Genomic DNA, 21,874 nt, shown 5'->3' on the forward strand with positions numbered 1-21,874 from the left:
TCTAATAAGCAGTACCGTTTTATGAAGAAACTATTTTTTATCACCGCTTGTTTGCTCACGTTGCTGTTCACATCGTGCAACAAAGAACTGTCTGATAATTTCACGGTTTACCCCAACAGCCCGCTCAACGATACCGTATGGGTGAGGCATGTTGGCATTACCGCAGCGGTGAACGACCTCTTCGACCTGCTCGCACCGAACCTTATCATAGACTCGTTCAACGCAACCACCGGGGCCAGCCTTCATTACGGCGATACGCTTGATGTTGAGTTCAAACCCAATTCATGCACGGCGCCGGGGGCATCAGCCCCGTCGGCGGGACAGGTAAAACTCGAGGTGATCCTGCTCAAATCGAAAGGCGATTTCATTAAATTCTTCAAACCCACCACAACAGAGAATGGAAGTATACTGCAGAGTGGCGGCGGGCTGTTCATTCGTGTTACAAAAGAGGGAAAGGAGCTTTCACTTGTACAGGGCAATACCGTTAAAGTACGGTTTCTCGACACAGACAGCGCCAAGGTAAAAATGCAGGGCTTTTATGGAAAGGAAAGCAACCCTGTTCTCGTCAAAGGCATCGATACCTCGTTCAGCTGGGTGCGCGATACAGACACTACGGCGCTCAACACATGGAACAAGCCCAGCACCAACCCGCTGATCCCGTCGTTCTATGGCTATGAAATGAATTCGAAGAACCTGCGCTGGATCTCCGCGGAGCGTTATATAGACAGTACCGTTCCAAGGACAAAGGTAACCGCTGTTCTATCACCCAATTTTACCAACAAGAATACAGCTGTATTTGCCGTGTTTGCCAACCAGAAAACGGTGGTGAACATGCATGGGGATTTCCCGTCGCGTTCTTTTTATGCAGAAAACATCCCCAAAGGCATTGCCGTAAAGCTTATATCCATTTCCAAGATTGGGGGCGATTTTTACCTGGGCATAGAAAATGTTGGCAGCGTGGCCACTGTTACGCACCACACGTTGAAACCGGAGAAGAAAAGCCTGAAGGATATTGTTGCTTACCTGAACACGCTGTAAACGCCTATCTTTTAAAGTCGAACAAAGTTGCTGTAAATACGCCTCTTTCCCTTTTCTTAAAGATCACATCCCAGTCTCCGCGGTAACGCAGGATCTTTGGAACGGTAAGGCCCTGGAACTTGGTCATTTCTACTTCCATGCTCACATCAAAATCGTATACACCGGCCTTGTAGCTGAGCGAGTAGTTGCGTGCGAGCACTTCAAGCGTTTTCATATCGAACCAGGTAACCATCTGGTCAACCACGATCCTGTCGCTTTTTGTATTTTCTTCTTTTGGCGTGATGGAAAACAGGTAGGTGGGTGTGCCGTGGAACTCTACCACATCCAGTTTATAATCGTACAGTTTGTGTGCGCTCTCATCATAGAGATCCAGTTTGTTGCCGATGAGGGGGATGCCGGGAATTTTTTTTCCTGGGTTGAAGAACAGCATTTTCAGTTGCTCCTTGTGTTTTTCCATCCCGCTCTTATCGCTCAGTGTCATGGTGCGGCCTTTTACAATGTTGTTTTCGCCGCAGATTTTCCCTTTGGTGAAGAAGAGCCCCGCATACAGTTCGGGTGTTATGTAGTTGAAGTCTTTCTTTTTATCGTAAAAATCGCCAAACACTTTTTCTTCCAGCACATCCATTGTGCGGCAGCCATCCACATGGTTCTGCCTTGTTTTGCTGAACAGGGACGCTTTAACGGCGCCTTTTTTGTCTTTCATCTGAATATCGTTGAAAGACGTGAAGCCAAGGATACGCAGGTTTCGGAAAGCTTTGTAGAAAGTAGTGTCTTCCTTGATCTGCGTGAGCAGTGTTTTGTAATTGAAATTATTACGCACGATCACTTCGCTCAATGTGAACCTGTGTTCATCGATGATCACGGTCGTATCTTTATTCTGCGGGAAAGCGTGCGCCGATAACAACAGGCACGCCACAACGATTGCACATTTCATTATTTGGGAAATATCATTTTGTAATCGATCTTCACTTTGCCTTTGCTGATGTCGTTCAGTTTCCCCTGCAACATTTTCCTGCGCAGCGGTTTCAGGTAATCGATGAACAGCTTGCCTTCGATGTGGTCGTACTCATGCAATATCACACGCGCGGTAATGCCGTTGAATGTTTTGGTGTGCGGTTCAAAGTTTTCGTCTACATACTGCAGCGTAACGCTCTCTGCGCGCATCACGTCTTCCCTGATCTTGGGTATGCTCAGGCAGCCTTCGTTGTAGGCCCATTCCTCTCCATCCAGCGACAATACATGGGCATTGATGAATGCCTGCTTAACACCGGGCGCATCGGGGTATACGCCTTTTTCATCGTCTTCAAGGTTTTCGAAGATCTGCAGGCTGTCGATCACAAACAAACGGATGTCTTTGTTGATCTGCGGGGCGGCCAGTCCTACCCCGTTGCTCGCATACATGGTTTCCCACATATCATCGATCAATGTTTTCAGTCCTGGATAGTCTGGTGTAATATCCTGGCTCACCTTGCGTAAAACTGCTGCGCCATAGGCAACAATGGGAAATATCATGCGTTTGATTTGAGCCGCGAAAATACGCCATAGCCGTGAGTTTTGAGCGGCCAGTTTTACGCTTCGGGCCCGAAGCGCCAAGGTTTGCCTCAGTAAGAGGAAGGGCGAAATTATTTTTAACAAACCAGTTCATTCAAAAGTGCCGGGCAGGTAATATCAGCGCTGCTGCAGGAACTCCTGCAACATCATTGTTGCCGCGATCATATCAACATTGCCCTTTACGCGGCGGTCTTTTTTCTTCATGCCCATTTCTACCATGGCGCGGGAGGCGAGTTTGGAGGTGTAGCGCTCGTCTACTTTCCGGATGGGTATGGCAGGGAACTCTTTCTGTAATTTAATGATGGCCGCTCGTACCAACGGCGTTGCATGTGTATCCGTATCATCAAGATTGAGCGGCTCGCCGATCAGGATGAGCTCCACCTGTTCTTCCTGGAAATATTTTTTGAGGAACGGGATGAGTTCCTTGGTTTCGATGGTGGTTAACGAAGTGGCGATGATCTGCAAAGGATCAGTAACGGCCAGCCCCGTCCGTTTTCCACCATAATCTATGCAGATGATCCTTGCCATTGTTTAGCTGTTTGTTTGTGATTTGTAATTACGATCAACTCCAGTTCCCTACCCAAACATCTGCGATCACCAATACGCCGAATACCACGCTGGCGATGCCGTTTGCCGTCATAAAAGCGATGTTTACCCGTGACAGGTCGTTTGGTTTTACAATGGAATGCTGGTAGATGAGCATGCCGATGAATACCGCGATCCCTATCCAATACAAAAAATGAAAATGGCCATACACGCCCGCCGCGATCACGCAGGCGGCGCTCAGTACGTGCAGCAGTTCCGATACACGCAGCGCCCTTGGTTTTCCCAATACGGCGGGTATTGAATAGAGGTGTTGCGACTGGTCGAACTCGATATCCTGCAAGGCATAAATAATATCGAACCCACTTACCCAAAAGATCACGGCCAGTGAGAAGAGGATGGGCAGCCATGCAAAAACACCCGTTACCGCAATGTAGGCGCCGATGGGCGCGAACGACAATCCCAATCCCAATACCAGGTGGCAAAGCGCGGTAAAGCGTTTTGTATAGCTGTAGAACAGGATCACGAACAAGGCAACGGCCGACAAATAAAAACACGCCGTATTGAGCAGGTACGCGGCCACAACAAACACGATGCAGTTCAGGATCACGAAACGCAATGCGCTGTTTGCTGAAATTATGCCCGCAGGTATTTCGCGGATGGCGGTGCGTGGGTTTTTGGCGTCGAAACTCCTGTCGAGGTAACGGTTAAACGCCATTGCAGCGCTCCGTGCCGTTACCATACAAACCAGCACCAGCAATAATTTGACAAGTATCTCCTGCCAGGTAGGACCCAACGTTACGTGCCAGCCCCCGGTCTCCGCAGAATGGCCGGCCGCCCCCGCTATCGTTGGGTTGAAGTTTCCCGGCGGGCGAAAAGTTGCCACCCCCAACACAAACCCGATCATCGCAAAAGGCAATGCAAAAATGGTGTGGGAGAATTTGACGAGACTTAAATATTTCTTTACTGTCGACATAACAATTTAATTAGGAATTAGTAATTAGGAATTAAGAATTTAGATTGCCAAAGTTGTACGGCCGATTACGGGTTTATGTTTTCAATTCTTAATTCCTAATTCGTAATGCTTAATTTTTCCCTTACCATTTCCCACAAAACAATCCCTGCTGCAACAGAAATGTTCAAGGAATGTTTCATTCCCAGCTGAGGGATCTCTATGCAGCCATCGCATAGGCTGATCACTTCTTCGTCTACTCCTTCCACTTCGTTCCCGAAAACGATGGCTGTTTTTTCGTTGCCCTGTTTGAATTTTTGCAGTGAAATGCTTTTTTCCACCTGTTCTATTGCATAAATTTTGTAACCGTTTTGCCTGAGCGCCTGAACGGCTTCCACGGTTGTGGGATAATACAGCCAGTCTACGGTTTCGGTTGCCCCGAGCGCTGTTTTATGGATATCGCGGTGCGGGGGCTGCGGGGTATAGCCGCAGAGGCAGATGCCTTCGGCAAGAAAAGCATCGGCGGTACGGAACACGCTGCCGACGTTGTGCATGCTGCGGATATTGTCTAGTACGATCATCACCGGGTTCTTCCCGGCCTGCTTGAATTCATCCACCGACATCCTGCCCAGCTCCTCCATTGTCAGTTTTCGCATGGTGCGAAGGTAAACTCATCCACTCATAAAATCCGCACGGCAGATTGGGTCAAATTGATTATTTTGTCGATTCCAAAAACCAAATTACCACACACATGAGAAAACTCACTCCGTTCGCCGCCATACTGGCCGCGATGATGCCGTTTGCAGGCCAGGCGCAAGAAAAGGTGGACGCTGCCATGATGCAGAAGATCCGCCAGGAAGGCCTCGAAAATTCCAAGGTCATGGAAATCGCTTTCAACCTCACCGATAAAAGCGGTAACAGGCTCACCGCCTCCCCCGGGTTTATGCGCGCTGCCAATTACGCGAAGAAAACACTGGAGGGCTGGGGCGTTAAAAACGCAACCATCGACCCATGGGGCGAATTTGGCAAGGGATGGGAACTGGAGAAAAGTTATGTGGCCCTCACCGCTCCTTATTATAAACCACTGCCTGCATATGTAAAAGCATGGACAGCGGGAACCAAAGGTCTGAAAAGCGCAGAGATTGTTCTCGTAAAACCTTTGAAAGACAGTACCAGCATAGAAGCCTACCGTGGCCAGTTGAAAAACAAATTGATCATTATGGAGCCTGCGGTAATGCCGGTTTACAACATCAGCTTCAAGGCAGATGCACGCCGCTACGAAGAGACCGAGCTCCAGAAAATGGCCGATGAAAAACCGGTAACACCCGGTGCAGGCGGACGCCCCGGTGGCGGGCGCTTCGGCAACTTTAACCAGGACTCTGTCCGCGCCGCGCAAAGAGCGCTGGTGCTCTTCAAAGAAATGGCCATCAAAGACGGCGCCGTTGGCATCCTGAGCAATGGAACCGCGCGGAGCCACGACGGAACCGTATTTGCACAAGGCGGTGGCGTTTACAAAAAGGGTGATCCTGAAAACATCCTCGACATTGTATTGGGGATCGAAGATTTCAACACCATCCTCCGTTTAACAAAAGCAGGCGCACCGGTAAAACTGGATGTGGATGTGAAAACCAAATTCCAGACACAGGACCTTACGGGCTATAACGTGATTGCAGAGATCCCTGGTACCGATCCTGCACTGAAAGACGAAGTGGTGATGCTGGGCGCACACCTCGATTCATGGCAAACAGCCACCGGTGCAACAGACAATGCATCCGGCTCTTCTGTAATGATGGAAGCGATGAGGATTTTGAAAACACTCGGCGTACAACCCAGGAGAACCATCCGCATAGCATTGTGGAGCGGTGAAGAACAGGGCCTGCTCGGGTCGAGGGGTTATGTGAAAAAGACATTTGCAGATCCCGCTACCATGACAACCACCCCGGCGCATGAGAAATTCTCTTCCTATTTCAACATCGACAACGGAACAGGTAAAATACGTGGTATTTATCTCCAGGGCAATGAGCAGTGCCGCGATATCTTCCAGGCATGGCTCGCCCCTTTCAACGACCTGGGCGCCAAAACGGTTACCATCAGCAATACGGGTGGAACCGATCACCAGTCGTTTGACGCGGTAGGCTTACCAGGCTTCCAGTTCATCCAGGACCCGATCGAATATGATTCGCGCAACCACCACAGCAACATGGACGTATACGACCACCTGATCGAAGCAGACCTGAAACAGATCTCCACCATCGTTGCCGCCTTCGTTTACAACGCCGCGCAACGCGACCAGAAATTACCAAGAAAAGAAATGCCAAAACCCAGAACACAAACAGGATTTTGATAATTAGGAATTAGGAATTAGAAATTAGGAATTTATAACTACCGATCCCTTATTCCTAATTCCTAATTCCTAATTCCTAATTCCTAATTAAAAAGCGAGGCTATCACTTTACGGTGATAGCCTCTTGGTTTTTCAGGAGTAATATTTTGTATTGATCTTGCTTATCGCTTTGTGTAGCAAATAAGTCCGGACTGCTTTAGAGGATCAGGATCAACAACAGGATGATGATGATGATCCCTGCCAATGACAGGTAAACACCGCCGCCGCCGAGTGAGTTGGCCTCATACTTCATGGCGCGGAGTTCGGAACGGAGCTCTTTGCGTTCTGCGCGGCTCAGGTTTGATTTGTCCATGTGACGGATCTCTTCCACGCGGAGTTTGATCTCTTTCACACGCGCTTCTTTTTGTTCGGTAGTCATGGTGGCCACTTTAGCCTTTACCTCTTCTTTGGTAGAGCCGTTGGCAGCGTTAACAGAGGTGAGAGATCCAAGACTGAGCATTACTGCTAATCCGAGCAGATACAATTTAGTTTTCATAGTCTGATGAGTTTGGTGAATGATTTACTTGTGATTAATACGCTTATGCAAAACCCATCCACGGCATTTTTTAAGATTCTGGGGTCATTTTTCCCCAAAAGAGAAATAGCATGACAAGGCGGCGCGCCAGTAATTATATTTGCCATCCATGTCAAAAGCCACCGCCGATACACCGCTGATGCAGCAGCACAGGGCCATCAAACAGAAATATCCCGATGCCATCCTGTTGTTCCGCGTGGGCGATTTTTACGAAACATTTGGGGAAGATGCCATCATCGCCTCCAAAGTGCTGGGCATCACACTTACCAAACGCAACAATGGCTCCGCATCTTCCAGCGAACTGGCCGGCTTCCCGCACCATGCAATGGATACCTACCTGCACAAACTGGTGAAAGCCGGGTACCGCGTTGCCATCTGCGACCAGCTCGAAGACCCCAAAACGGTTAAAGGCATTGTAAAACGCGGTGTTACCGAAATGGTGACGCCGGGTATTGCCACCAACGACAAACTGCTCGAACACAACAGTAATAATTTTTTAGCGGCCATTCATTTTACAGAAAAAGAAACAGGCATCGCTTTTCTCGATATTTCTACGGGTGAATTTTTCATCGCCGAAGGCAATGAGGAATACATTGACAAACTGTTGCAGGGGCTCAAACCCGCCGAAGTAATTTACCAGCGCAGTTACCAGAAACATTTCAAAGAGGTTTTCGGCCCCAGGTTCTATACCTATACGATGGAAAGCTGGATCTTTGACGAGGCTTTTGCAACCGAGAGCCTGCTGAAACATTTCCAGACACATTCGCTAAAAGGTTTCGGCATCGAAGGCATGAGCCACGGCATCACCGCCGCCGGCGCCATCCTGTATTACCTGAAAGAAACAGAGCATCCCAATCTTCAACACATCACCTCCATCCAAAGAATGGAGCGCGAAGATTTTTTGTGGATGGACCGCTTTACGATCCGGAACCTCGAATTACTGAATACCGGTATTGACAATGGCAACAGCCTGCTGAAAGTGCTCGACAATACCGTTAGCCCCATGGGCGCGCGTTTGCTGCGCAGGTGGATGATCTTTCCACTGAAAGACGTTGCCAGGATCAACGAACGGCTGGATGCAGTGGCCTTTCTTATTCTGCAGACCGACCTGCGCAAACAACTGGCGCAGGCCATCAAAGCATGTGGAGACATAGAACGCCTGGTGAGCAAGATCCCCATGAAAAAAATAAATCCACGCGAAGTGATCCACCTCGCGAAGGGATTGCAGCATACAGAACTGATCAAACAGGCATGCGCTTCGGTTGAGAACCCTTATTTGCAAAGGCTGGCAGAGGCGTTGAATGGCTGTCATACGATCGTTGAAAAGATCCTCGCCGAAATAAACGAGGCCCCACCGGTTGCGGCCAGCAAAGGCGGGGTGATCAAAGAAGGCGTACATGCGGAACTGGACCAGCTGCGCAATATTTCCACGGGTGGCAAAGAGTTCCTCGTTACCATACAGCAAAGGGAATCGGAGAAGACGGGCATCTCTTCTCTCAAGATCAGTTTCAACAATGTGTTTGGTTATTACCTTGAAGTAACCAATGTGCACAAAAACAAAGTGCCCGCAGAATGGATCCGCAAACAGACACTCGCCAACGCGGAACGCTACATCACACCGGAATTAAAAGAATACGAAGAAAAGATCACCGGCGCGGAAGACAGGATACTGGCTATAGAATTGAGTTTGTACGACCAGCTCCTGCTTGCACTGCAGGATTACATCGCGCCCATACAGGTAAACGGGAACATCCTGGCAACACTCGACTGCCTCATCTGTTTTGCAGAGAATGCGATCCTCTTCAACTACAAAAAACCAGAACTGCACAACGGCTTTGAGCTTGAATTGAAAGACAGCAGGCACCCCGTTATTGAAAGGAACCTGCCTGCGGGCGAAGCATACATTTCAAACGACATCATACTAAATCCAGCCGACCAGCAACTGATCATTTTAACGGGGCCGAACATGAGCGGTAAAAGTGCGATACTGCGGCAAACAGCGTTGATCACCCTGATGGCGCATATGGGCAGTTTTGTTCCCGCCGCAGCGGCCCGCGTTCCATTGACCGATAAAATATTTACAAGGGTAGGTGCAAGCGATAACCTGAGCGGCGGTGAATCTACTTTTATGGTGGAGATGAATGAGACCGCAAGCATCATCAACAACATCTCCCAACGCAGCCTGATCCTACTCGACGAGATCGGGCGCGGAACTTCCACCTACGATGGCATTTCCATCGCCTGGAGCATTGTAGAACATTTACACGCCTCCCCTGCCGCACCAAAAACATTGTTTGCCACGCACTACCACGAACTGAACGAACTGGAAGAAAAATTGCCCCGTGTGCAGAACTACCATGTTACCAATAAAGAAGTTGGCAACAAGATCATCTTCCTTCGTAAACTGGCACGCGGCGGAAGCACGCACAGCTTCGGTATCCACGTAGCAAAAATGGCGGGTATGCCACCTTCGCTGATAGACAGGGCGAACGAGATCTTAAAACAACTGGAGGACAGGTCGGGCCAAACAGACGACACGCCACAAACGGGGACACCGGTTGCAGATAAAAATCTCGCGCAGAACATCAAAAAATTAGCTGAGCCAAAAATGCAGCTCTCCATCTTCGATGCACATTCGCAAACTTTTGAAGAGATGAGAAAGATGCTGACCGAAATGGACATCAACCGTCTTACGCCTGTAGAGGCATTGATGAAGCTGAATGAAATAAAAAACATGTTGAAATAAAGCGCGGCCCGCATAACTTATCAGTTTCGGAATCCCGCGATCATCTCTTTCAGCTTTTGTTTGTATGCAGTATCAGCTACCATTTCAACGGTATCCGGGTAAAAGGGGCGCTGCCGGAGTACCCTGCTGATCATTTCACTTTGTTGCCGGTAAAGCCTGCATACGGAGCAGCCGGTGAGATGGTATCGCAATTGCAGGTATTCTGACACGCTGAGGCGCTTCTCCTGTTTTTTCTCGATGAGAAACGTGGCTTTTTTACAATTGTATGCGATCTGTTTTAATGTTGGCATTTTGTTTTTTTTAAAGCCAGTTCTTCTGAAGACAGGCACGCAGGTTCAGCTTTGAACGGTGCATGATGACCCAGAAATTGGCGGGTGTGATCCGGAGGTTCCGGCATATATTTTCCGACGTCTCATCTTCCATGTGCTTCAGGTTAAAAACGGCGAACCAGAGTGGGGGAAGTTTTTGCATGCACCGTTGCAGTACCTGCGTAAATTCCTTTCCCGTAACAGCATCGCTGGCGAGCCCGAATGCTTTGGGCCGGTGCTCATTTTTCCAGTGGCCATCCGCTTCAAAATAATCATCGCTGTTTACAGGCTCGAGTGATTCCGTTTTATTGGCGAGGCCCGATGACTGCTTCCTGTACCAGTCAATGATCTTGTTTTTCAGGATGGCCGTGAGCCAGGTTGCCTCTGTACTGCGGCCCTCAAAACCCGAAACATTCTCAAGTGCCGACAAAAAAGTTTCCTGCACCAGATCCTGTGCCGTATCCGCATCCCTTACGCGGGTAATGGCAAAACGGAACAGGTAGTCGGCATACCTGTCTACCCAATGCTCCGGTTGTGCAGCGTTTTTCTCCGATCCTGCCGCGGTATTTGTTTCCATAAGCATACCCATCTTGTAACCGGGGTTCCGTTGTGTGGTTATAACCATTGGACGGAACCGCCCATCAAACCTTACAAATATTTTTCTTTTCCTGTAAGGTATGAAAAACCTTTACGACCAAACCGGAAACAGTTGCTATCTAAATACTTTTTATGAGAAAAACATTCCTCTTCCTTTTCCTGCTGATGGGGTGCGCAATGGCCGCATCGGCGCAGAAAACAAGCTACGGTAATTATAACCTTACCAGGTCAGGACTGGCCATCGATGGCTACGACCCTGTTGCCTATTTTGTATCGGGTAAGGCGGTAGAGGGAAAAAGTGCCGTAAGTTTTGTTTACAACGGTGTTACCTATCAATTCAGTACTGTCCAGAACCGTGACCTTTTCAAGGCATCGCCGGCCCGGTATGAGCCGCAATACGGCGGATGGTGCGCCTACGCCATGGGCGCCAAAGGAGAAAAAGTGGCGGTGGACCCGGAAACGTTCAAGATCGTTGATGGCAAATTATACCTCTTTTACAATCGCTTTTTTAACAACACACTCAAAGACTGGAATAAAGACGAAACCTCTTTAAAAGCAAAAGCCGACAAAAACTGGCTCAGATTCAATCCCTGATTTTTAAACACTTCAATTATTCTTTATGAAACATTTACTTGTAGCCATCGCCCTTATGTTATCCGCCGCGGTGCACGCACAGCACCAGGAGATATTCGCAACCGATGGCAAGGCCATCAAAGGTTACGATCCCGTTGCCTTCTTTAAATCGTCGATGCCCATGAAGGGGAACGATACCCTTTCGTATACCTGGAAAGATGTACAATGGCTCTTTTCGAGTAAGGCAAACCTGGAAGCTTTTAAAGCCAGTCCGGAAACCTTTTGCCCCCAGTATGGCGGCTATTGCGCATACGGTACAGCCGCGGGGCACAAATCGCCAACGCAAACAGATACATGGACGATCGTTGACGGAAAGCTTTATTTCAACTACAACAACAAGGTAAAAGAGATGTGGATGAAAGACCAGAAAACCCTGATTGAGAAGGCAGACAAACAATGGCCAGAGATCAAAAACCAAAAACCATGAGCACTACAACTTCAACAAAAAAAATCGCACTATGGGTTTTAAAAACGATTGCGGCGGTGATCATGTTACAAACCCTCTACTTCAAATTCACCGCGGCCCCTGAATCGAGCTATGTTTTTTCTACCATCGGCATGGAACCCTGGGGAAGAATAGGTACGGGCGTAATGGAGCTCATCGCTTCCGTCCTGATCCTGCTGCCTGCCACCGCCGTTTACGGTGCGGCAATGGGACTGGCATTGATGAGCGGCGCACTGTTCTTTCACATCACGCGTTTGGGTATTGAAGTTCAGAACGACAAAGGGCTGCTCTTCGCCTATGCACTCATCGTTTGGATCTGTTGTGCAACGCTGTTGTTGGTACAGAGACACCGTCTTCCGAAACCGTTTACCAAAACACATACAACCGCATGAAAAACGATATAACTACCCCGATCGTTTCTTTGCTTACGCAAACTGCATCGTTGCTTGCACAATTGTCGTGCGCCCAGTATACAACTTCGCTGGATGTTCTATCGGGCGCAAGCATAGGCCAGCACACCAGGCATATACTCGGGTTTTACCTCACACTGATCACGCAATACGAAACAGGCACCTTAAACTACGACGCAAGACCACGGGACCGGCTCATTGAAACGGACCGTGAATCTGCGATACTACAATTACAGTATATCGTTGCAAACATTGAGAAGAACAACAAACCGCTTACACTTATAAGCAGATGTGATGCAATGTCACAGAACACATTTACGGTTGATACGAACTACGACCGCGAACTCTTGTACAACCTGGAACATGCCGTACACCACATGGCGTTTATCAGGATTGGTGTGCACGCGATTTCTTCGATCGTGCTGGATGAGGATTTTGGGGTTGCGGCGTCTACCATCCAATACAGGAAAGCATGTGTACAGTAAGTTTCATACCCGATGGCAACAACTTTTTCATCACATCAAACCGCGATGAGAAAGTGACGAGGCGGCGAGCCGTACCGCCGTCCACGGTGTGCGTCAATGGAACGAATATCCTTTGCCCGGCAGATGGAGACGCGGGTGGAAGCTGGATCGCTGTGAAAGAAAACGGGGATGCAGCGGTTCTGCTCAACGGCGCGTTTACCAGGCATGAACCCGCGCCGCCGTACCGCGAGAGCAGGGGCATTGTGTTCTCCAGGTTGATCGCTTCGGCACAACCGGTTGAACAACTCCGTGCAGAAGATCTATGCGGGATCGCACCTTTCACACTGGTACTGCTCACCGGCACAAAACTCTTTGAGTTTCGATGGGATGGCGTGGAAAAACACCTTGCCGAATTGAACGCATCAACGGCGCAGATATGGTCGTCGGTAACTTTATACGATGCAGCGGCAAAAGCGCAAAGGGAACAATGGTTCCGAAAGTTTACAGATGGGGCTGCAACAATGGATACAAAAAAGATTACGCGTTTCCACAGGTTTGCCGGGCAGGAAGATCAACGCAATGGCCTCGTGATCAACAGGGAGAACGGGATGCGCACGGTAAGCATCACTTCCATTCATATAAAACCCGGTAAAGCAGGCATGACTTATTCGGACCTTGTTGAAGGGCTCGAAGTTTCATCGGCCATTGCAATTAAAAAAGACCTCACCAAAAAAGAGCGCCTGTTCAATCAGGTTTCTTACCGGCTGAGAAGAACTGCGATCGTATTTTTTAGCTGGGAATACTGGCCCTTCCACTTCGTTTACGGCCCATTGTACGTGTATTGGTTGTGGTTGAGCCTACGCGCCCGTTCCTTCTTTTTTTTCAGTACGGCCAACCCCGGAATAGAGAATGCAGGATTCACCCTTGAGCGCAAAAGCCGGATCTATGCGTTGCTGCCCGGAACATCGTATCCTTCCACGTTGTTTGTGCCGATGAACGAGACACCTGATGCGCTGCTTAAAAAAAGAACCCAATATTTTTCTACCTACCCGCTCATCGCGAAACCGGATATCGGCGAACGCGGCACAGGCGTTAAGCTGCTCCACAGCGATGACGACCTTATGGAATACCGCAACAACAACCGCATCGATTTCCTGCTGCAGGAATTCATCGACTACCCCTGTGAAGCAGGGATCTTCTACTACAGGATTCCCGGGGAAAGCAAAGGCAGGATCTCGGGCATCGTTGGCAAAGAATTGCTTGGGGTAACGGGAGATGGTACTTCAACCATTGAAATGCTGATCAAAAAAGAAAACCGGTTCTTCCTGCAATGGCCGGTGATGAAAAAACAATACGGGGCCATGCTGCAAACGATCCTGCCCGCGGGCGAATCAAAACAACTCGTGCCTTATGGCAATCATTGCCGCGGCGCGAAGTTTACAGACCTCAGCGATAAGGCCACCCTAAAACTGCAGAACACGATCGATGAGCTGTGCAGTCAGATCCCGGGTTTCTATTATGGCAGGCTGGATATCAAATACCGCAGCTGGGAAGAACTCTGCGACGGCAAATTTTTCTCCATTATCGAACTCAACGGCGCAGGAAGTGAACCCACCCATATCTACGACCCCAAACATTCGCTGTTCTTTGCATGGAAAGAGATCGTACGTCATTGGAACATCCTTTACCGCATCGGCATGCGCAACCAAAAGAAAGCGGGTGTTCGCTTTATGAAAACATCGGAAGGTTTGAGAATGCTGAAAGAACACGCGCGCCACCGCAGGCTGCTGGAGATCCATGAATGACGGGCTTCGGCTCCTTCATTCTAATCTGATTCTAATCTCCATCCAACCCATTTCAAACCAATTCTTCTTTCTTTTGTACCTCAGTAATATGTACCGGGTATCACTGACCCTCATACAAGGTTTATGGCTACCGGTTTTGGTTAATGATGACTGGGGATGAGTGGCATGTTTTCCCATGTGCAGCTCTATAAGCATAACACTTATCCCCCCGCGGGCTGTCGTTGAGAAACGGCAGCCTTTTTTCCAATGGTATTCAGATTGAACGGCCCCTGTGCAGGCGATTTTAGTTTTACCCTTTGAAAGCAAACCATATGAACGAAAGCGCCCCCATTGTAAAAAGGATCCTGCTCCCGGTAAACCTCGACCAGGTTTCGCTTGCGATGGCCAGGCAGGTAGCAGGGCTCGCAAAGGACCATGGCGCAGCGCTGCTGCTGCTTCATGTGGCGGATGCTGAAAATATTTCGTTCGGCAAATTGCTCAACCGTTTTTTTTGTACGGACTCATTTGTTTCAAACATCAATCACAAAGATGCGTTGCTCAAAACATGGCAAAGAAACCTCCAGGTTTCGTATGGCATTCCTGTTTCAGGCGAAGTGTGTTGTGGCGATTGGGCGGGCTGCATACTCTCTGCCGCCACCGCAAGAAAAGTTGACATGGTTGCCCTTACCCGCCCGCCTGAACAACGCTGGTGGACGATCTTCAAAAACGACCCGCTGGAAACGGTGATGCGCCGCAGTCCCTGCCAGGTAATGACCCTCTTTTCCTCGGCCCCGGGCACAAATGAGTGGAAAAACATCGTGATACCGGTTACAGGATTTGTACCAGAAACCAGGCTCAAAACCATTTACCCCGTTGCAAGGAACAACAAGGTGAAGATCCATCTCATTACCATAGACAACAACGACAACAGCCCGCAGTTTTCTTTTATCATGGATACATTGAAGATCCTCAAAGCAGCTGGCAACATACAGGTTGAATGCAATTGCATCAAACGCAGCATGAACCCGGAGCAGAGTTTTGTGGAATATGCAGGCAGGGTAAATGCAGACGTATTGATGACGGCCAAACGCCTGCCCTACCTCGGTTTCCGGCACTTCTGGAGAAGGTTGCTGAGGCCGTTCTCAAAACTATCCCGGTACGAACCGGGAACATTGTACCGGCCCTCGCTTTGAACGCAAACCTGGTGAAAATAAAAACCAAACGACAACCAAGCCCGCCCGCATGTTGACGCCAATCAAAATATTACTCGCCGACGCAGACACCGCAGACGCCACGGAAGTGCGGTGGGCGCTCGACAAATTAAAAGTGAACTATTCCCTCACCCATGTAACCAGTGGAGGCGAAGTGATACGCTGTTTACAGAAAGACGACGCAGAAGGGAAACTGCCTTACGTGCTGCTGATGGACATTAACCTGCCGGATAAAAACGGCGTTGAGGTGCTTACCGAGATCCGGCAGAACGCAGCATGGAAAAAGATCAAATGTTTCTTTTTATCCAGGGGAGGAAAAAGGCCCGATGCAAAACAACTCAGGCATCTGAACATCGCCGGGTATATTTCAAAACCTTTCCAGTTGTCGAACTCCCTGTCGATGGACTCGCTCAACCTGGTGATCGATCTTGTCAATTTTAAAACCTTGTAGCTGCAAGCCAAAGCATACAACCTACTTCGTTGTTACCGCCCCGATCTTTTTGCCGAGTTTGTCAAACTCGATATCGTTGGGCTCCCACAGCTCTACCTTGTTTCCTTCCACATCGATGATGTGAACAAATTTGCCGTATTCTACAGTCTCAATTTTATCGGCGATGGTTACGCCTTCCAGTTGCAGTTGCGCAACCAGTTTCTCAAGATCCGCCACGCGGTAGTTGATCATGAAATCGCGCGTGCCGGGGTCAAAATACTTTGTTGTTTCCGCAAACGGGCTCCATTGTGTGAAACCCTTCCGGGTGCTGTCGGTGGCCTGTTTCCATTCAAACACGGCACCATATGTATTGGTCTGCAGGCCGAGATGCGTTTTGTACCACTCGCGCATTTTCTTTGGATCCCTGCATTTGAAAAAGATCCCGCCGATACCCGTTACCCGCTTGGGCAACGGCTCTTCATGGCCCTTTCTAACAAACATCGAGTTGAACCCGAAACCCAGGAAGAAGGTTGCAAGCAGTACCATCGTGGTAACAATTCGTTTTTTCATGTGCAGGTGCTTTGGCGATAAAATTAAGACAGAAGGTTAAAATACGAGGATACTAAGTGAAATAACTGCATCAACGCCAACACCCGTAGCAGTAATTTACATCCAACCAATTCTTTCTACCGTGAAACGCACGATCACCCTGCTTACCTGTGCTGCCGTTTTTACCGCAGCCATCCTTCCTGCAAAAAAAACAGTGGCGCAAGGCACCCTGCGCGATTACCAGCGCGCCGAAGCTATGAACGGGTTGAAGGAAAACAAGATCCTGGGAGCGGCAGATGGTGTGAAATGGACAAACGGCGTTCTGCTGTACAGCACATTAACAACCCGCGGAAAAGAATTCATCAAAGTAGATGTACAGCAAAAAACAAAACAGCCTGTTTACGATCCCGCAGAACTGGCTGCAGCATTAACAGGCGCCGGCAGGAAAACAAATGCCGCCGAGCTGCCTTTCCAGGAGATTACGCTCGGCGACCAGGAAATAAAATTTACGATCGGCGACTCAAACTGGACCTACAGGCTTGATACCAAACAGGCAACCGCCGTAAAAATACCGGCATCTGCGCGGAACGCAGGGCCAAACCGCGCCTGGAGCGAGATCAATACAGGGCAAGGCGAAAGACCTGTTAATTCGCCGGATGGCAAATGGGTCGCTTTTATCAGGGAGAACAACGTGTATATCCGCTCCGCTAAAAATACACAGGAGCAATACCAACTGTCTTTCGACGGATCGCCCGGCGAATACTATGCCTCCTTCATTTCATGGTCGCCCGACTCCAGGCACCTTGCAACAGCGAAGATCCGCCCTGCAAAAGAGCATCCTGTTTACCTGATCGAATCATCACCGCTTGATCAATTACAGCCAAAGCTCCATACACGCAATTACCTCAAACCGGGCGACGCTTTGCAGCAAAGACAACCTTATGTTTTTTCGGTCGAATCCAAAAGATCGTACGGTGCAAATGCAGTGGCCATTGCGGACCAATACAACCTCACCAACCCGGTGTGGCGCAAAGACAGCCGTGCAGTATCGTTTGAATACAACCAGCGCGGCCACCAGCAATACAAAGTAATGGAGCTCGATACAAAGGGCGCAACGCGTGATCTCATCAAGGAAGAAAGCGCAACCTTTATCGATTACAGCGGTAAAAGATACCGGTACGATCTTGCCGATGGAAAAGAAACCATATGGGCCTCGGAGCGGGATGGCTGGAACCATTTGTATTTATACGATGACAAAGGAAATGTAAAAAACCAGATCACCAAAGGCGATTGGGTGGTGAGGCGCGTGGTGAGGGTAGACGAAACAAAACGCAACCTCATTTTTGAAGCGAGTGGAAAGACTACAGGCATCGATCCATATTTTATTCAATATTACAGCATCAATTTCGATGGCACGGGACTAACGGAACTGACCCACGAGAACGGCAACCATACTGCATATTTTTCTCCCGATTACAATTATTTTGTTGATGTGTATTCGAGGATAGATGCGCCGCCGGTAACCGTTTTAAAAAATACGGCAGATGGCAAAACCATCATGGAACTGGAGACAGCAGACATTTCCAATTTGCTTAAAACAGGATGGAAACTGCCTGAAGTATTTGTTTCAAAGGCACGTGATGGCAAAACAGATATATGGGGCATGATCATTCGCCCCAGCAATTTTGATCCGAATAAGAAATACCCGGTGATAGAATACATCTACGCTGGCCCGCACAGCTTTTTTGTTCCCAAAAGTTTTGTAACAGATTCGCGCGGCTCGCTGCATGAGCTGGCGGAGCTGGGTTTTATTGTTGTGCAGTGCGATGGCATGGGAACCAATGGCCGCTCAAAGGCCTTTCTTGATGTTTGCTGGAAAAACCTGAAAGACGGCGGTTTCCCCGACCGCATTGCCTTTATGCAGAGCGCGGCAAAAAAATACCCGTACATGAACCTTGATAAAGTGGGCATTTTTGGAAACTCCGCCGGTGGACAAAGCTCCATGGGCGCGTTGCTGTTTCATCCCGATTTTTATAAGGTGGCCGTTTCTTCATCGGGTTGCCACGACAACCGCATGGATAAGATCTGGTGGAACGAACAATGGATGGGCTATCCCATCGGGCCGCAGTATGCAGAATCGTCCAACGTAACGCATGCGGCCAACCTGAAAGGAAAGCTGTTGCTGATATTGGGAGAAATGGATGAGAACGTGGATCCCTCATCAACCAAACAACTCATGAATGCATTGATCAAAGCCAATAAGAATTTTGATTTCATCGAAATACCGGGGATGGGGCATTCGCTTGGTGGCGACTATGGGGAGCACAAACGCAGGGACTTCTTTGTAAAACATCTATTGGGCGTGGACCCACCTGAATGGAACTGGGTGCAGCGCATCACGGTTCCTAAACCATAAATGGAACCACCAGGGATTCCCTTCACATTTGTATTTTTGCAGCAAAGCCGATGTATGCCGTGGAATCCTGATGTATACAACCAGTTCAAAGAAAAACGATACGAACCGTTTTATGACCTGCTCGGGCACATTCATGCAAAACCAGCCATGAGGATCCTCGACCTTGGCTGTGGCACCGGGGAATTGACAAAAGTACTTTCGGATAAATTTGAAGGATCAACTGTATTGGGAGTGGATGATTCAGCAGAAATGCTGTCCAAAGCGCCAACGCAACCCAATCTCTCCTTCGCGCTGCGATCTGTTGAAGCGCAGTTGCGGCGCGCTGAAAAATGGGACGCCATTGTTGCCAACGCCTCACTGCAATGGGTTGGAGATCACAAGGCATTGTTCCCTGAACTCATTGCACACCTTGCGCCCGGCGGACAACTCGCCGTACAGATGCCATCACAGAAAGAAAATGCGCTGAACCAGTTGCTGCACAAACTCGTTCACGAAGAACCGTATTATGAGGTGTTGAAAAACAACATCCACTACTCGCCTGTTTTGTCTCTCGACGAGTACACGCAGCTGTTATATGCCCATGCGGCAAAGGATGTTTTGATTTACCAAAAGGTTTACCCGATCATTGCACGATCTGTTGATACGCTTTATGATTTTATTTCGGGATCGGCATTGGTTCCCTACATGGAAAGACTGGACGAAGAAATGAAGCCAGGTTTTACAAAGCAGTTCAAAGAAAGGATCGCAGAACATTTTTCTGCGGCGCCGATGGTGTATGCTTTTAAGCGGGTGATGATCGTGGGGCGGTTTTAAAGGAAAGGCAGCGCCTTGTAAATTCCAGGGGACATTGCTCCAACACTTCGTTCTCTACACCATAACATCGAATTTTAAAAAACACAAAGGCTGCTAATGAGCAGCACGAAGAAATACGTACTGCCCATTAGCATGATACCTTCCTTTAACCTAAACACTGAAAGGTCCATTGTCCACTGCGTTCGCGCCGATAATAACATTGGCATCGGTGGCCTGTACGCCTCCTGCGCTGATGTAAATGGTCTGGCGGTTTCCGGCATTTACCGCACCGGCAAACCATGCTGTGATCGCGTTCACGGTATAGAGTGCGGCCCTTGTTCCGCCCGGGGTGCTGTAGTGCACGGATAAGACGGCTGCGCCGGGAGGTATCACCCCATTCAATACAGCAGTAACAGCGATTTCAAAAGCAACCCGCTGCGCCTGCGTGGGTTCATAGGAATGATCCATGTGTCCGCAAATGTTATCGCCGTTGTTGAGGGTCATAATAACACCTACGCAGGTACCGAGGCCCGTTGTTCCAAAATTGAAATTGGTGTTGGCAGTGATCCCATACCTGCCCTGTGCAACATGATAATCCAAAGTGATTGGTGGCATATGTATTGTTTTTGGTTTATTCCTTTTTACGACCGTGCCATCTGAGCAGCGTGTAAACACTGGTATCCTTTGTGAACGATGAAACGATGTCATCCTGCGATGCCTTTATGCTTACTCAAAGTAATAGAGGATAAAACCGTGTCTTTTGCATTAAACACTCAATTGCTTACCATTTTGATGCGGGGCAATCGCTTACGGCCGGACGGCGGTTATTTGTACATGTGTGTAGGAATAATGATTTTTTGATTGGGTTGTAACGGCCATACGCAACAATACAGCTGCGGCCTTTTAAGTCTTAGGAAGCAGAAATGCAAAATCCGGCCGCATGATCAACCGATTCGGGTTTAGCAGGAACTGGCAGGATAAACCACCGCAGTTTTCATTACTTTTATTCCATGGCCTTAAAAAACGAACAGCGCAATATCCTTTTGCGCATGCACCCCTTGCACCGGATCGCCCTCAGCCTTGTGCTCACCGCGGCCGCTTATTTTTTATTGCCGAAAGAAGACATGAAAACTATGGTAGTGGCAATGATCCTGTGGGTGGTCTTTTCCTTCTCTTATATTATAACCAACTGGATCGTCATTTTTACGCGCCCGGTACCTGAGATCCGGAAAAAAGCAATGAGTGATGATGGCAGCGCGCCTTTTGTCTTCTTCATGGTTTTGATTGCCTGTTTTGCCAGCATGTTCACTGTGCTCCTGCTGATGATCTCCCGCAATGGTCAGACAAACAGCCAGCCTTTATCGATCGTTGCCAGCATCACGGGTATGTTGCTCTCCTGGGTACTGGTTCATACCATATTCACGTTTCACTACGCGCACGAGTATTACGACAGCGACGGCGACGAAAAGACGAAAATTGCAGGCGGCCTAGAGTTCCCGGGCAGCGAAAAACCCGATTATGTGGATTTTGCTTATTTCTCATTTGTGATCGGGTGTACCTTCCAGGTATCAGATGTGGAAATTTCTTCGCGAAAGATCAGGCGGATCGTACTGTTACACGGGTTGATCTCTTTCGCATTGAACACTTTCGTAGTGGCGCTGACGATCAATTTCGTGGGGTCGTTGATGAATTGAGCACAGCACGGAATTGCTTCTATTTCTTTCCCCGCAGGATAAAGAGCGTGATCCCGGCTGCGCCTGCGAGGTCAATCAGTCCCAGCCAGGAGGAAGAACGGATCATATTGCCCGCAGCGGCACAACTGCTCAGCAAGCAAATGCAGATGCAAAAAAGCAATAACCTGTTGAATAGTTGCGACTTCATAAACATGCATATAAAAAAAAGCTTGCCAGCATGCTTCAATTTTGATGGAAGAGGTAGAACACAAAAAGCAGCTCTTGAAGCTGGTTTTTGGGAACTGAGCGGGACTACACTCGAACGCCTAGTCCTGTTTTTGACGGTTCTGGGCACTTTGGAATTCTCTTAACCAATTTTATTTAAGTTCTTGAAATTGGTCAATATCACAAATG

The 21,874-nt window shown here is 48.7% G+C and carries 24 protein-coding genes; 13 read left to right on the forward strand and 11 right to left on the reverse strand.

The annotated features are described in order from the left end of the window. Window positions 1-21: 21 nt before the first annotated feature. Window positions 22-1,038, forward strand: coding sequence for a hypothetical protein (locus GWC95_RS12760; protein ID WP_161819116.1), 1,017 nt, complete (start codon window positions 22-24; stop codon window positions 1,036-1,038). 4 nt (window positions 1,039-1,042) lie between these two features. Here GWC95_RS12760 and GWC95_RS12765 read toward each other — a convergent pair whose 3' ends face one another. From GWC95_RS12765 to GWC95_RS12785, 5 genes are all read right to left on the reverse strand, one after another. Continuing rightward, window positions 1,043-1,972 carry a hypothetical protein gene (locus tag GWC95_RS12765; protein ID WP_161819117.1) on the reverse strand — a complete coding sequence of 310 codons (930 nt, stop codon included), beginning with the start codon at window positions 1,970-1,972 and terminating at the stop codon, window positions 1,043-1,045. Further along, a complete protein-coding gene (gene def / locus GWC95_RS12770) occupies window positions 1,972-2,550 on the reverse strand; it encodes a peptide deformylase (RefSeq protein ID WP_161819118.1) in 579 nt (192 codons plus the stop codon). Before def ends, GWC95_RS12765 begins: the two co-directional genes overlap by 1 nt. Window positions 2,551-2,706: 156 nt before the next feature. Then, on the reverse strand, window positions 2,707-3,117 hold the full coding sequence (gene ruvX / locus GWC95_RS12775; RefSeq protein WP_161819119.1) for a Holliday junction resolvase RuvX: 411 nt from the start codon (window positions 3,115-3,117) through the stop codon (window positions 2,707-2,709). A gap of 34 nt (window positions 3,118-3,151) precedes the next feature. Then, on the reverse strand, window positions 3,152-4,108 hold the full coding sequence (locus tag GWC95_RS12780; protein WP_161819120.1) for a UbiA-like polyprenyltransferase: 957 nt from the start codon (window positions 4,106-4,108) through the stop codon (window positions 3,152-3,154). A gap of 95 nt (window positions 4,109-4,203) precedes the next feature. Beyond that, window positions 4,204-4,740, reverse strand: a complete 537-nt coding sequence (locus tag GWC95_RS12785) for an RNA methyltransferase (protein ID WP_237722151.1) — start codon at window positions 4,738-4,740, stop codon at window positions 4,204-4,206. A gap of 95 nt (window positions 4,741-4,835) precedes the next feature. On the opposite strand from GWC95_RS12785, the gene GWC95_RS12790 reads away from it, so the two are divergent. After that, complete coding sequence (locus GWC95_RS12790; RefSeq protein WP_161819121.1) at window positions 4,836-6,428, forward strand: M28 family metallopeptidase; 1,593 nt, start codon at window positions 4,836-4,838, stop codon at window positions 6,426-6,428. Between the two features lie 196 nt (window positions 6,429-6,624). On the opposite strand, the gene GWC95_RS12795 is transcribed toward GWC95_RS12790, so the two are convergent. Beyond that, window positions 6,625-6,963: a hypothetical protein gene (locus GWC95_RS12795; RefSeq protein ID WP_161819122.1), complete on the reverse strand. Its 339-nt coding sequence runs from the start codon at window positions 6,961-6,963 to the stop codon at window positions 6,625-6,627. A gap of 148 nt (window positions 6,964-7,111) precedes the next feature. On the opposite strand from GWC95_RS12795, the gene mutS reads away from it, so the two are divergent. Further along, entirely contained in the window at window positions 7,112-9,748 is a 2,637-nt protein-coding gene (mutS, locus tag GWC95_RS12800; RefSeq protein ID WP_161819123.1) for a DNA mismatch repair protein MutS, read from the forward strand. Window positions 9,749-9,768: 20 nt separating this feature from the next. Here the strand turns inward: mutS and GWC95_RS12805 are convergent, their stop codons facing one another. Beyond that, window positions 9,769-10,038 (reverse strand): anti-sigma factor family protein, encoded by a 270-nt coding sequence (locus GWC95_RS12805; protein WP_161819124.1) that lies wholly within the window; start codon window positions 10,036-10,038, stop codon window positions 9,769-9,771. 10 nt (window positions 10,039-10,048) lie between these two features. Continuing rightward, the gene (locus tag GWC95_RS12810; protein WP_161819125.1) at window positions 10,049-10,633 is read right to left on the reverse strand and encodes a sigma-70 family RNA polymerase sigma factor; all 585 of its coding nucleotides are present in this window, start codon (window positions 10,631-10,633) and stop codon (window positions 10,049-10,051) included. A 152-nt stretch (window positions 10,634-10,785) separates the two neighbouring features. Between GWC95_RS12810 and GWC95_RS12815 the strand changes: the two genes are divergently transcribed. The 7 genes from GWC95_RS12815 to GWC95_RS12845 all read left to right on the forward strand — a co-directional run bounded on the left by GWC95_RS12815 (window position 10,786) and on the right by GWC95_RS12845 (window position 16,051). After that, window positions 10,786-11,247, forward strand: a complete 462-nt coding sequence (locus tag GWC95_RS12815) for a YHS domain-containing (seleno)protein (protein ID WP_161819126.1) — start codon at window positions 10,786-10,788, stop codon at window positions 11,245-11,247. Window positions 11,248-11,272: 25 nt separating this feature from the next. Continuing rightward, window positions 11,273-11,713, forward strand: a complete 441-nt coding sequence (locus GWC95_RS12820; RefSeq protein WP_202630286.1) for a YHS domain-containing (seleno)protein — start codon at window positions 11,273-11,275, stop codon at window positions 11,711-11,713. Continuing rightward, window positions 11,710-12,123 carry a DoxX family protein gene (locus GWC95_RS12825; RefSeq protein ID WP_161819127.1) on the forward strand — a complete coding sequence of 138 codons (414 nt, stop codon included), beginning with the start codon at window positions 11,710-11,712 and terminating at the stop codon, window positions 12,121-12,123. Before GWC95_RS12820 ends, GWC95_RS12825 begins: the two co-directional genes overlap by 4 nt. After that, a complete protein-coding gene (locus GWC95_RS12830) occupies window positions 12,120-12,626 on the forward strand; it encodes a DinB family protein (protein ID WP_161819128.1) in 507 nt (168 codons plus the stop codon). Before GWC95_RS12825 ends, GWC95_RS12830 begins: the two co-directional genes overlap by 4 nt. Next, a complete protein-coding gene (locus tag GWC95_RS12835; RefSeq protein ID WP_161819129.1) occupies window positions 12,614-14,410 on the forward strand; it encodes an NRDE family protein in 1,797 nt (598 codons plus the stop codon). Before GWC95_RS12830 ends, GWC95_RS12835 begins: the two co-directional genes overlap by 13 nt. Window positions 14,411-14,721: 311 nt before the next feature. Continuing rightward, window positions 14,722-15,582, forward strand: coding sequence for a universal stress protein (locus GWC95_RS12840; protein ID WP_161819130.1), 861 nt, complete (start codon window positions 14,722-14,724; stop codon window positions 15,580-15,582). A gap of 49 nt (window positions 15,583-15,631) precedes the next feature. Beyond that, window positions 15,632-16,051 carry a response regulator gene (locus GWC95_RS12845; RefSeq protein ID WP_161819131.1) on the forward strand — a complete coding sequence of 140 codons (420 nt, stop codon included), beginning with the start codon at window positions 15,632-15,634 and terminating at the stop codon, window positions 16,049-16,051. 21 nt (window positions 16,052-16,072) lie between these two features. On the opposite strand, the gene GWC95_RS12850 is transcribed toward GWC95_RS12845, so the two are convergent. Next, the gene (locus GWC95_RS12850; protein WP_202630287.1) at window positions 16,073-16,600 is read right to left on the reverse strand and encodes a VOC family protein; all 528 of its coding nucleotides are present in this window, start codon (window positions 16,598-16,600) and stop codon (window positions 16,073-16,075) included. A 121-nt stretch (window positions 16,601-16,721) separates the two neighbouring features. On the opposite strand from GWC95_RS12850, the gene GWC95_RS12855 reads away from it, so the two are divergent. Beyond that, window positions 16,722-18,995 (forward strand): DPP IV N-terminal domain-containing protein, encoded by a 2,274-nt coding sequence (locus tag GWC95_RS12855; RefSeq protein ID WP_202630288.1) that lies wholly within the window; start codon window positions 16,722-16,724, stop codon window positions 18,993-18,995. Between the two features lie 54 nt (window positions 18,996-19,049). After that, on the forward strand, window positions 19,050-19,808 hold the full coding sequence (locus GWC95_RS12860) for a methyltransferase domain-containing protein (RefSeq protein ID WP_161819132.1): 759 nt from the start codon (window positions 19,050-19,052) through the stop codon (window positions 19,806-19,808). Window positions 19,809-19,958: 150 nt separating this feature from the next. Here the strand turns inward: GWC95_RS12860 and GWC95_RS12865 are convergent, their stop codons facing one another. Beyond that, on the reverse strand, window positions 19,959-20,402 hold the full coding sequence (locus GWC95_RS12865; RefSeq protein ID WP_161819133.1) for a hypothetical protein: 444 nt from the start codon (window positions 20,400-20,402) through the stop codon (window positions 19,959-19,961). Window positions 20,403-20,797: 395 nt separating this feature from the next. Between GWC95_RS12865 and GWC95_RS12870 the strand changes: the two genes are divergently transcribed. Continuing rightward, entirely contained in the window at window positions 20,798-21,481 is a 684-nt protein-coding gene (locus GWC95_RS12870) for a DUF1345 domain-containing protein (RefSeq protein WP_161819134.1), read from the forward strand. A 19-nt stretch (window positions 21,482-21,500) separates the two neighbouring features. Here the strand turns inward: GWC95_RS12870 and GWC95_RS12875 are convergent, their stop codons facing one another. Continuing rightward, a complete protein-coding gene (locus tag GWC95_RS12875; RefSeq protein ID WP_161819135.1) occupies window positions 21,501-21,668 on the reverse strand; it encodes a hypothetical protein in 168 nt (55 codons plus the stop codon). Between the last annotated feature and the right edge of the window lie 206 nt (window positions 21,669-21,874).

Origin of the sequence: Sediminibacterium roseum (assembly GCF_009939005.1) — a bacterium.
Classification (GTDB): Bacteria; Bacteroidota; Bacteroidia; order Chitinophagales; family Chitinophagaceae; genus Sediminibacterium; species Sediminibacterium roseum.

Coding starts and splice junctions, on each gene's coding strand:
- GWC95_RS12835 (WP_161819129.1), top strand. CDS start 12,614: ATGTGTACAGTAAGTTTCATACCCGATGGCAACAACTTTTTCATCACA.
- GWC95_RS12785 (WP_237722151.1), bottom strand. CDS start 4,740: ATGCGAAAACTGACAATGGAGGAGCTGGGCAGGATGTCGGTGGATGAA.
- GWC95_RS12830 (WP_161819128.1), top strand. CDS start 12,120: ATGAAAAACGATATAACTACCCCGATCGTTTCTTTGCTTACGCAAACT.
- mutS (WP_161819123.1), top strand. CDS start 7,112: ATGTCAAAAGCCACCGCCGATACACCGCTGATGCAGCAGCACAGGGCC.
- GWC95_RS12850 (WP_202630287.1), bottom strand. CDS start 16,600: ATGAAAAAACGAATTGTTACCACGATGGTACTGCTTGCAACCTTCTTC.
- GWC95_RS12815 (WP_161819126.1), top strand. CDS start 10,786: ATGAGAAAAACATTCCTCTTCCTTTTCCTGCTGATGGGGTGCGCAATG.
- GWC95_RS12810 (WP_161819125.1), bottom strand. CDS start 10,633: ATGGAAACAAATACCGCGGCAGGATCGGAGAAAAACGCTGCACAACCG.
- GWC95_RS12845 (WP_161819131.1), top strand. CDS start 15,632: ATGTTGACGCCAATCAAAATATTACTCGCCGACGCAGACACCGCAGAC.
- def (WP_161819118.1), bottom strand. CDS start 2,550: ATGATATTTCCCATTGTTGCCTATGGCGCAGCAGTTTTACGCAAGGTG.
- GWC95_RS12795 (WP_161819122.1), bottom strand. CDS start 6,963: ATGAAAACTAAATTGTATCTGCTCGGATTAGCAGTAATGCTCAGTCTT.
- GWC95_RS12790 (WP_161819121.1), top strand. CDS start 4,836: ATGAGAAAACTCACTCCGTTCGCCGCCATACTGGCCGCGATGATGCCG.
- GWC95_RS12865 (WP_161819133.1), bottom strand. CDS start 20,402: ATGCCACCAATCACTTTGGATTATCATGTTGCACAGGGCAGGTATGGG.
- GWC95_RS12875 (WP_161819135.1), bottom strand. CDS start 21,668: ATGAAGTCGCAACTATTCAACAGGTTATTGCTTTTTTGCATCTGCATT.
- GWC95_RS12760 (WP_161819116.1), top strand. CDS start 22: ATGAAGAAACTATTTTTTATCACCGCTTGTTTGCTCACGTTGCTGTTC.
- GWC95_RS12780 (WP_161819120.1), bottom strand. CDS start 4,108: ATGTCGACAGTAAAGAAATATTTAAGTCTCGTCAAATTCTCCCACACC.
- GWC95_RS12820 (WP_202630286.1), top strand. CDS start 11,273: ATGAAACATTTACTTGTAGCCATCGCCCTTATGTTATCCGCCGCGGTG.
- GWC95_RS12825 (WP_161819127.1), top strand. CDS start 11,710: ATGAGCACTACAACTTCAACAAAAAAAATCGCACTATGGGTTTTAAAA.
- ruvX (WP_161819119.1), bottom strand. CDS start 3,117: ATGGCAAGGATCATCTGCATAGATTATGGTGGAAAACGGACGGGGCTG.
- GWC95_RS12870 (WP_161819134.1), top strand. CDS start 20,798: ATGGCCTTAAAAAACGAACAGCGCAATATCCTTTTGCGCATGCACCCC.
- GWC95_RS12765 (WP_161819117.1), bottom strand. CDS start 1,972: ATGAAATGTGCAATCGTTGTGGCGTGCCTGTTGTTATCGGCGCACGCT.
- GWC95_RS12840 (WP_161819130.1), top strand. CDS start 14,722: ATGAACGAAAGCGCCCCCATTGTAAAAAGGATCCTGCTCCCGGTAAAC.
- GWC95_RS12805 (WP_161819124.1), bottom strand. CDS start 10,038: ATGCCAACATTAAAACAGATCGCATACAATTGTAAAAAAGCCACGTTT.
- GWC95_RS12860 (WP_161819132.1), top strand. CDS start 19,050: ATGCCGTGGAATCCTGATGTATACAACCAGTTCAAAGAAAAACGATAC.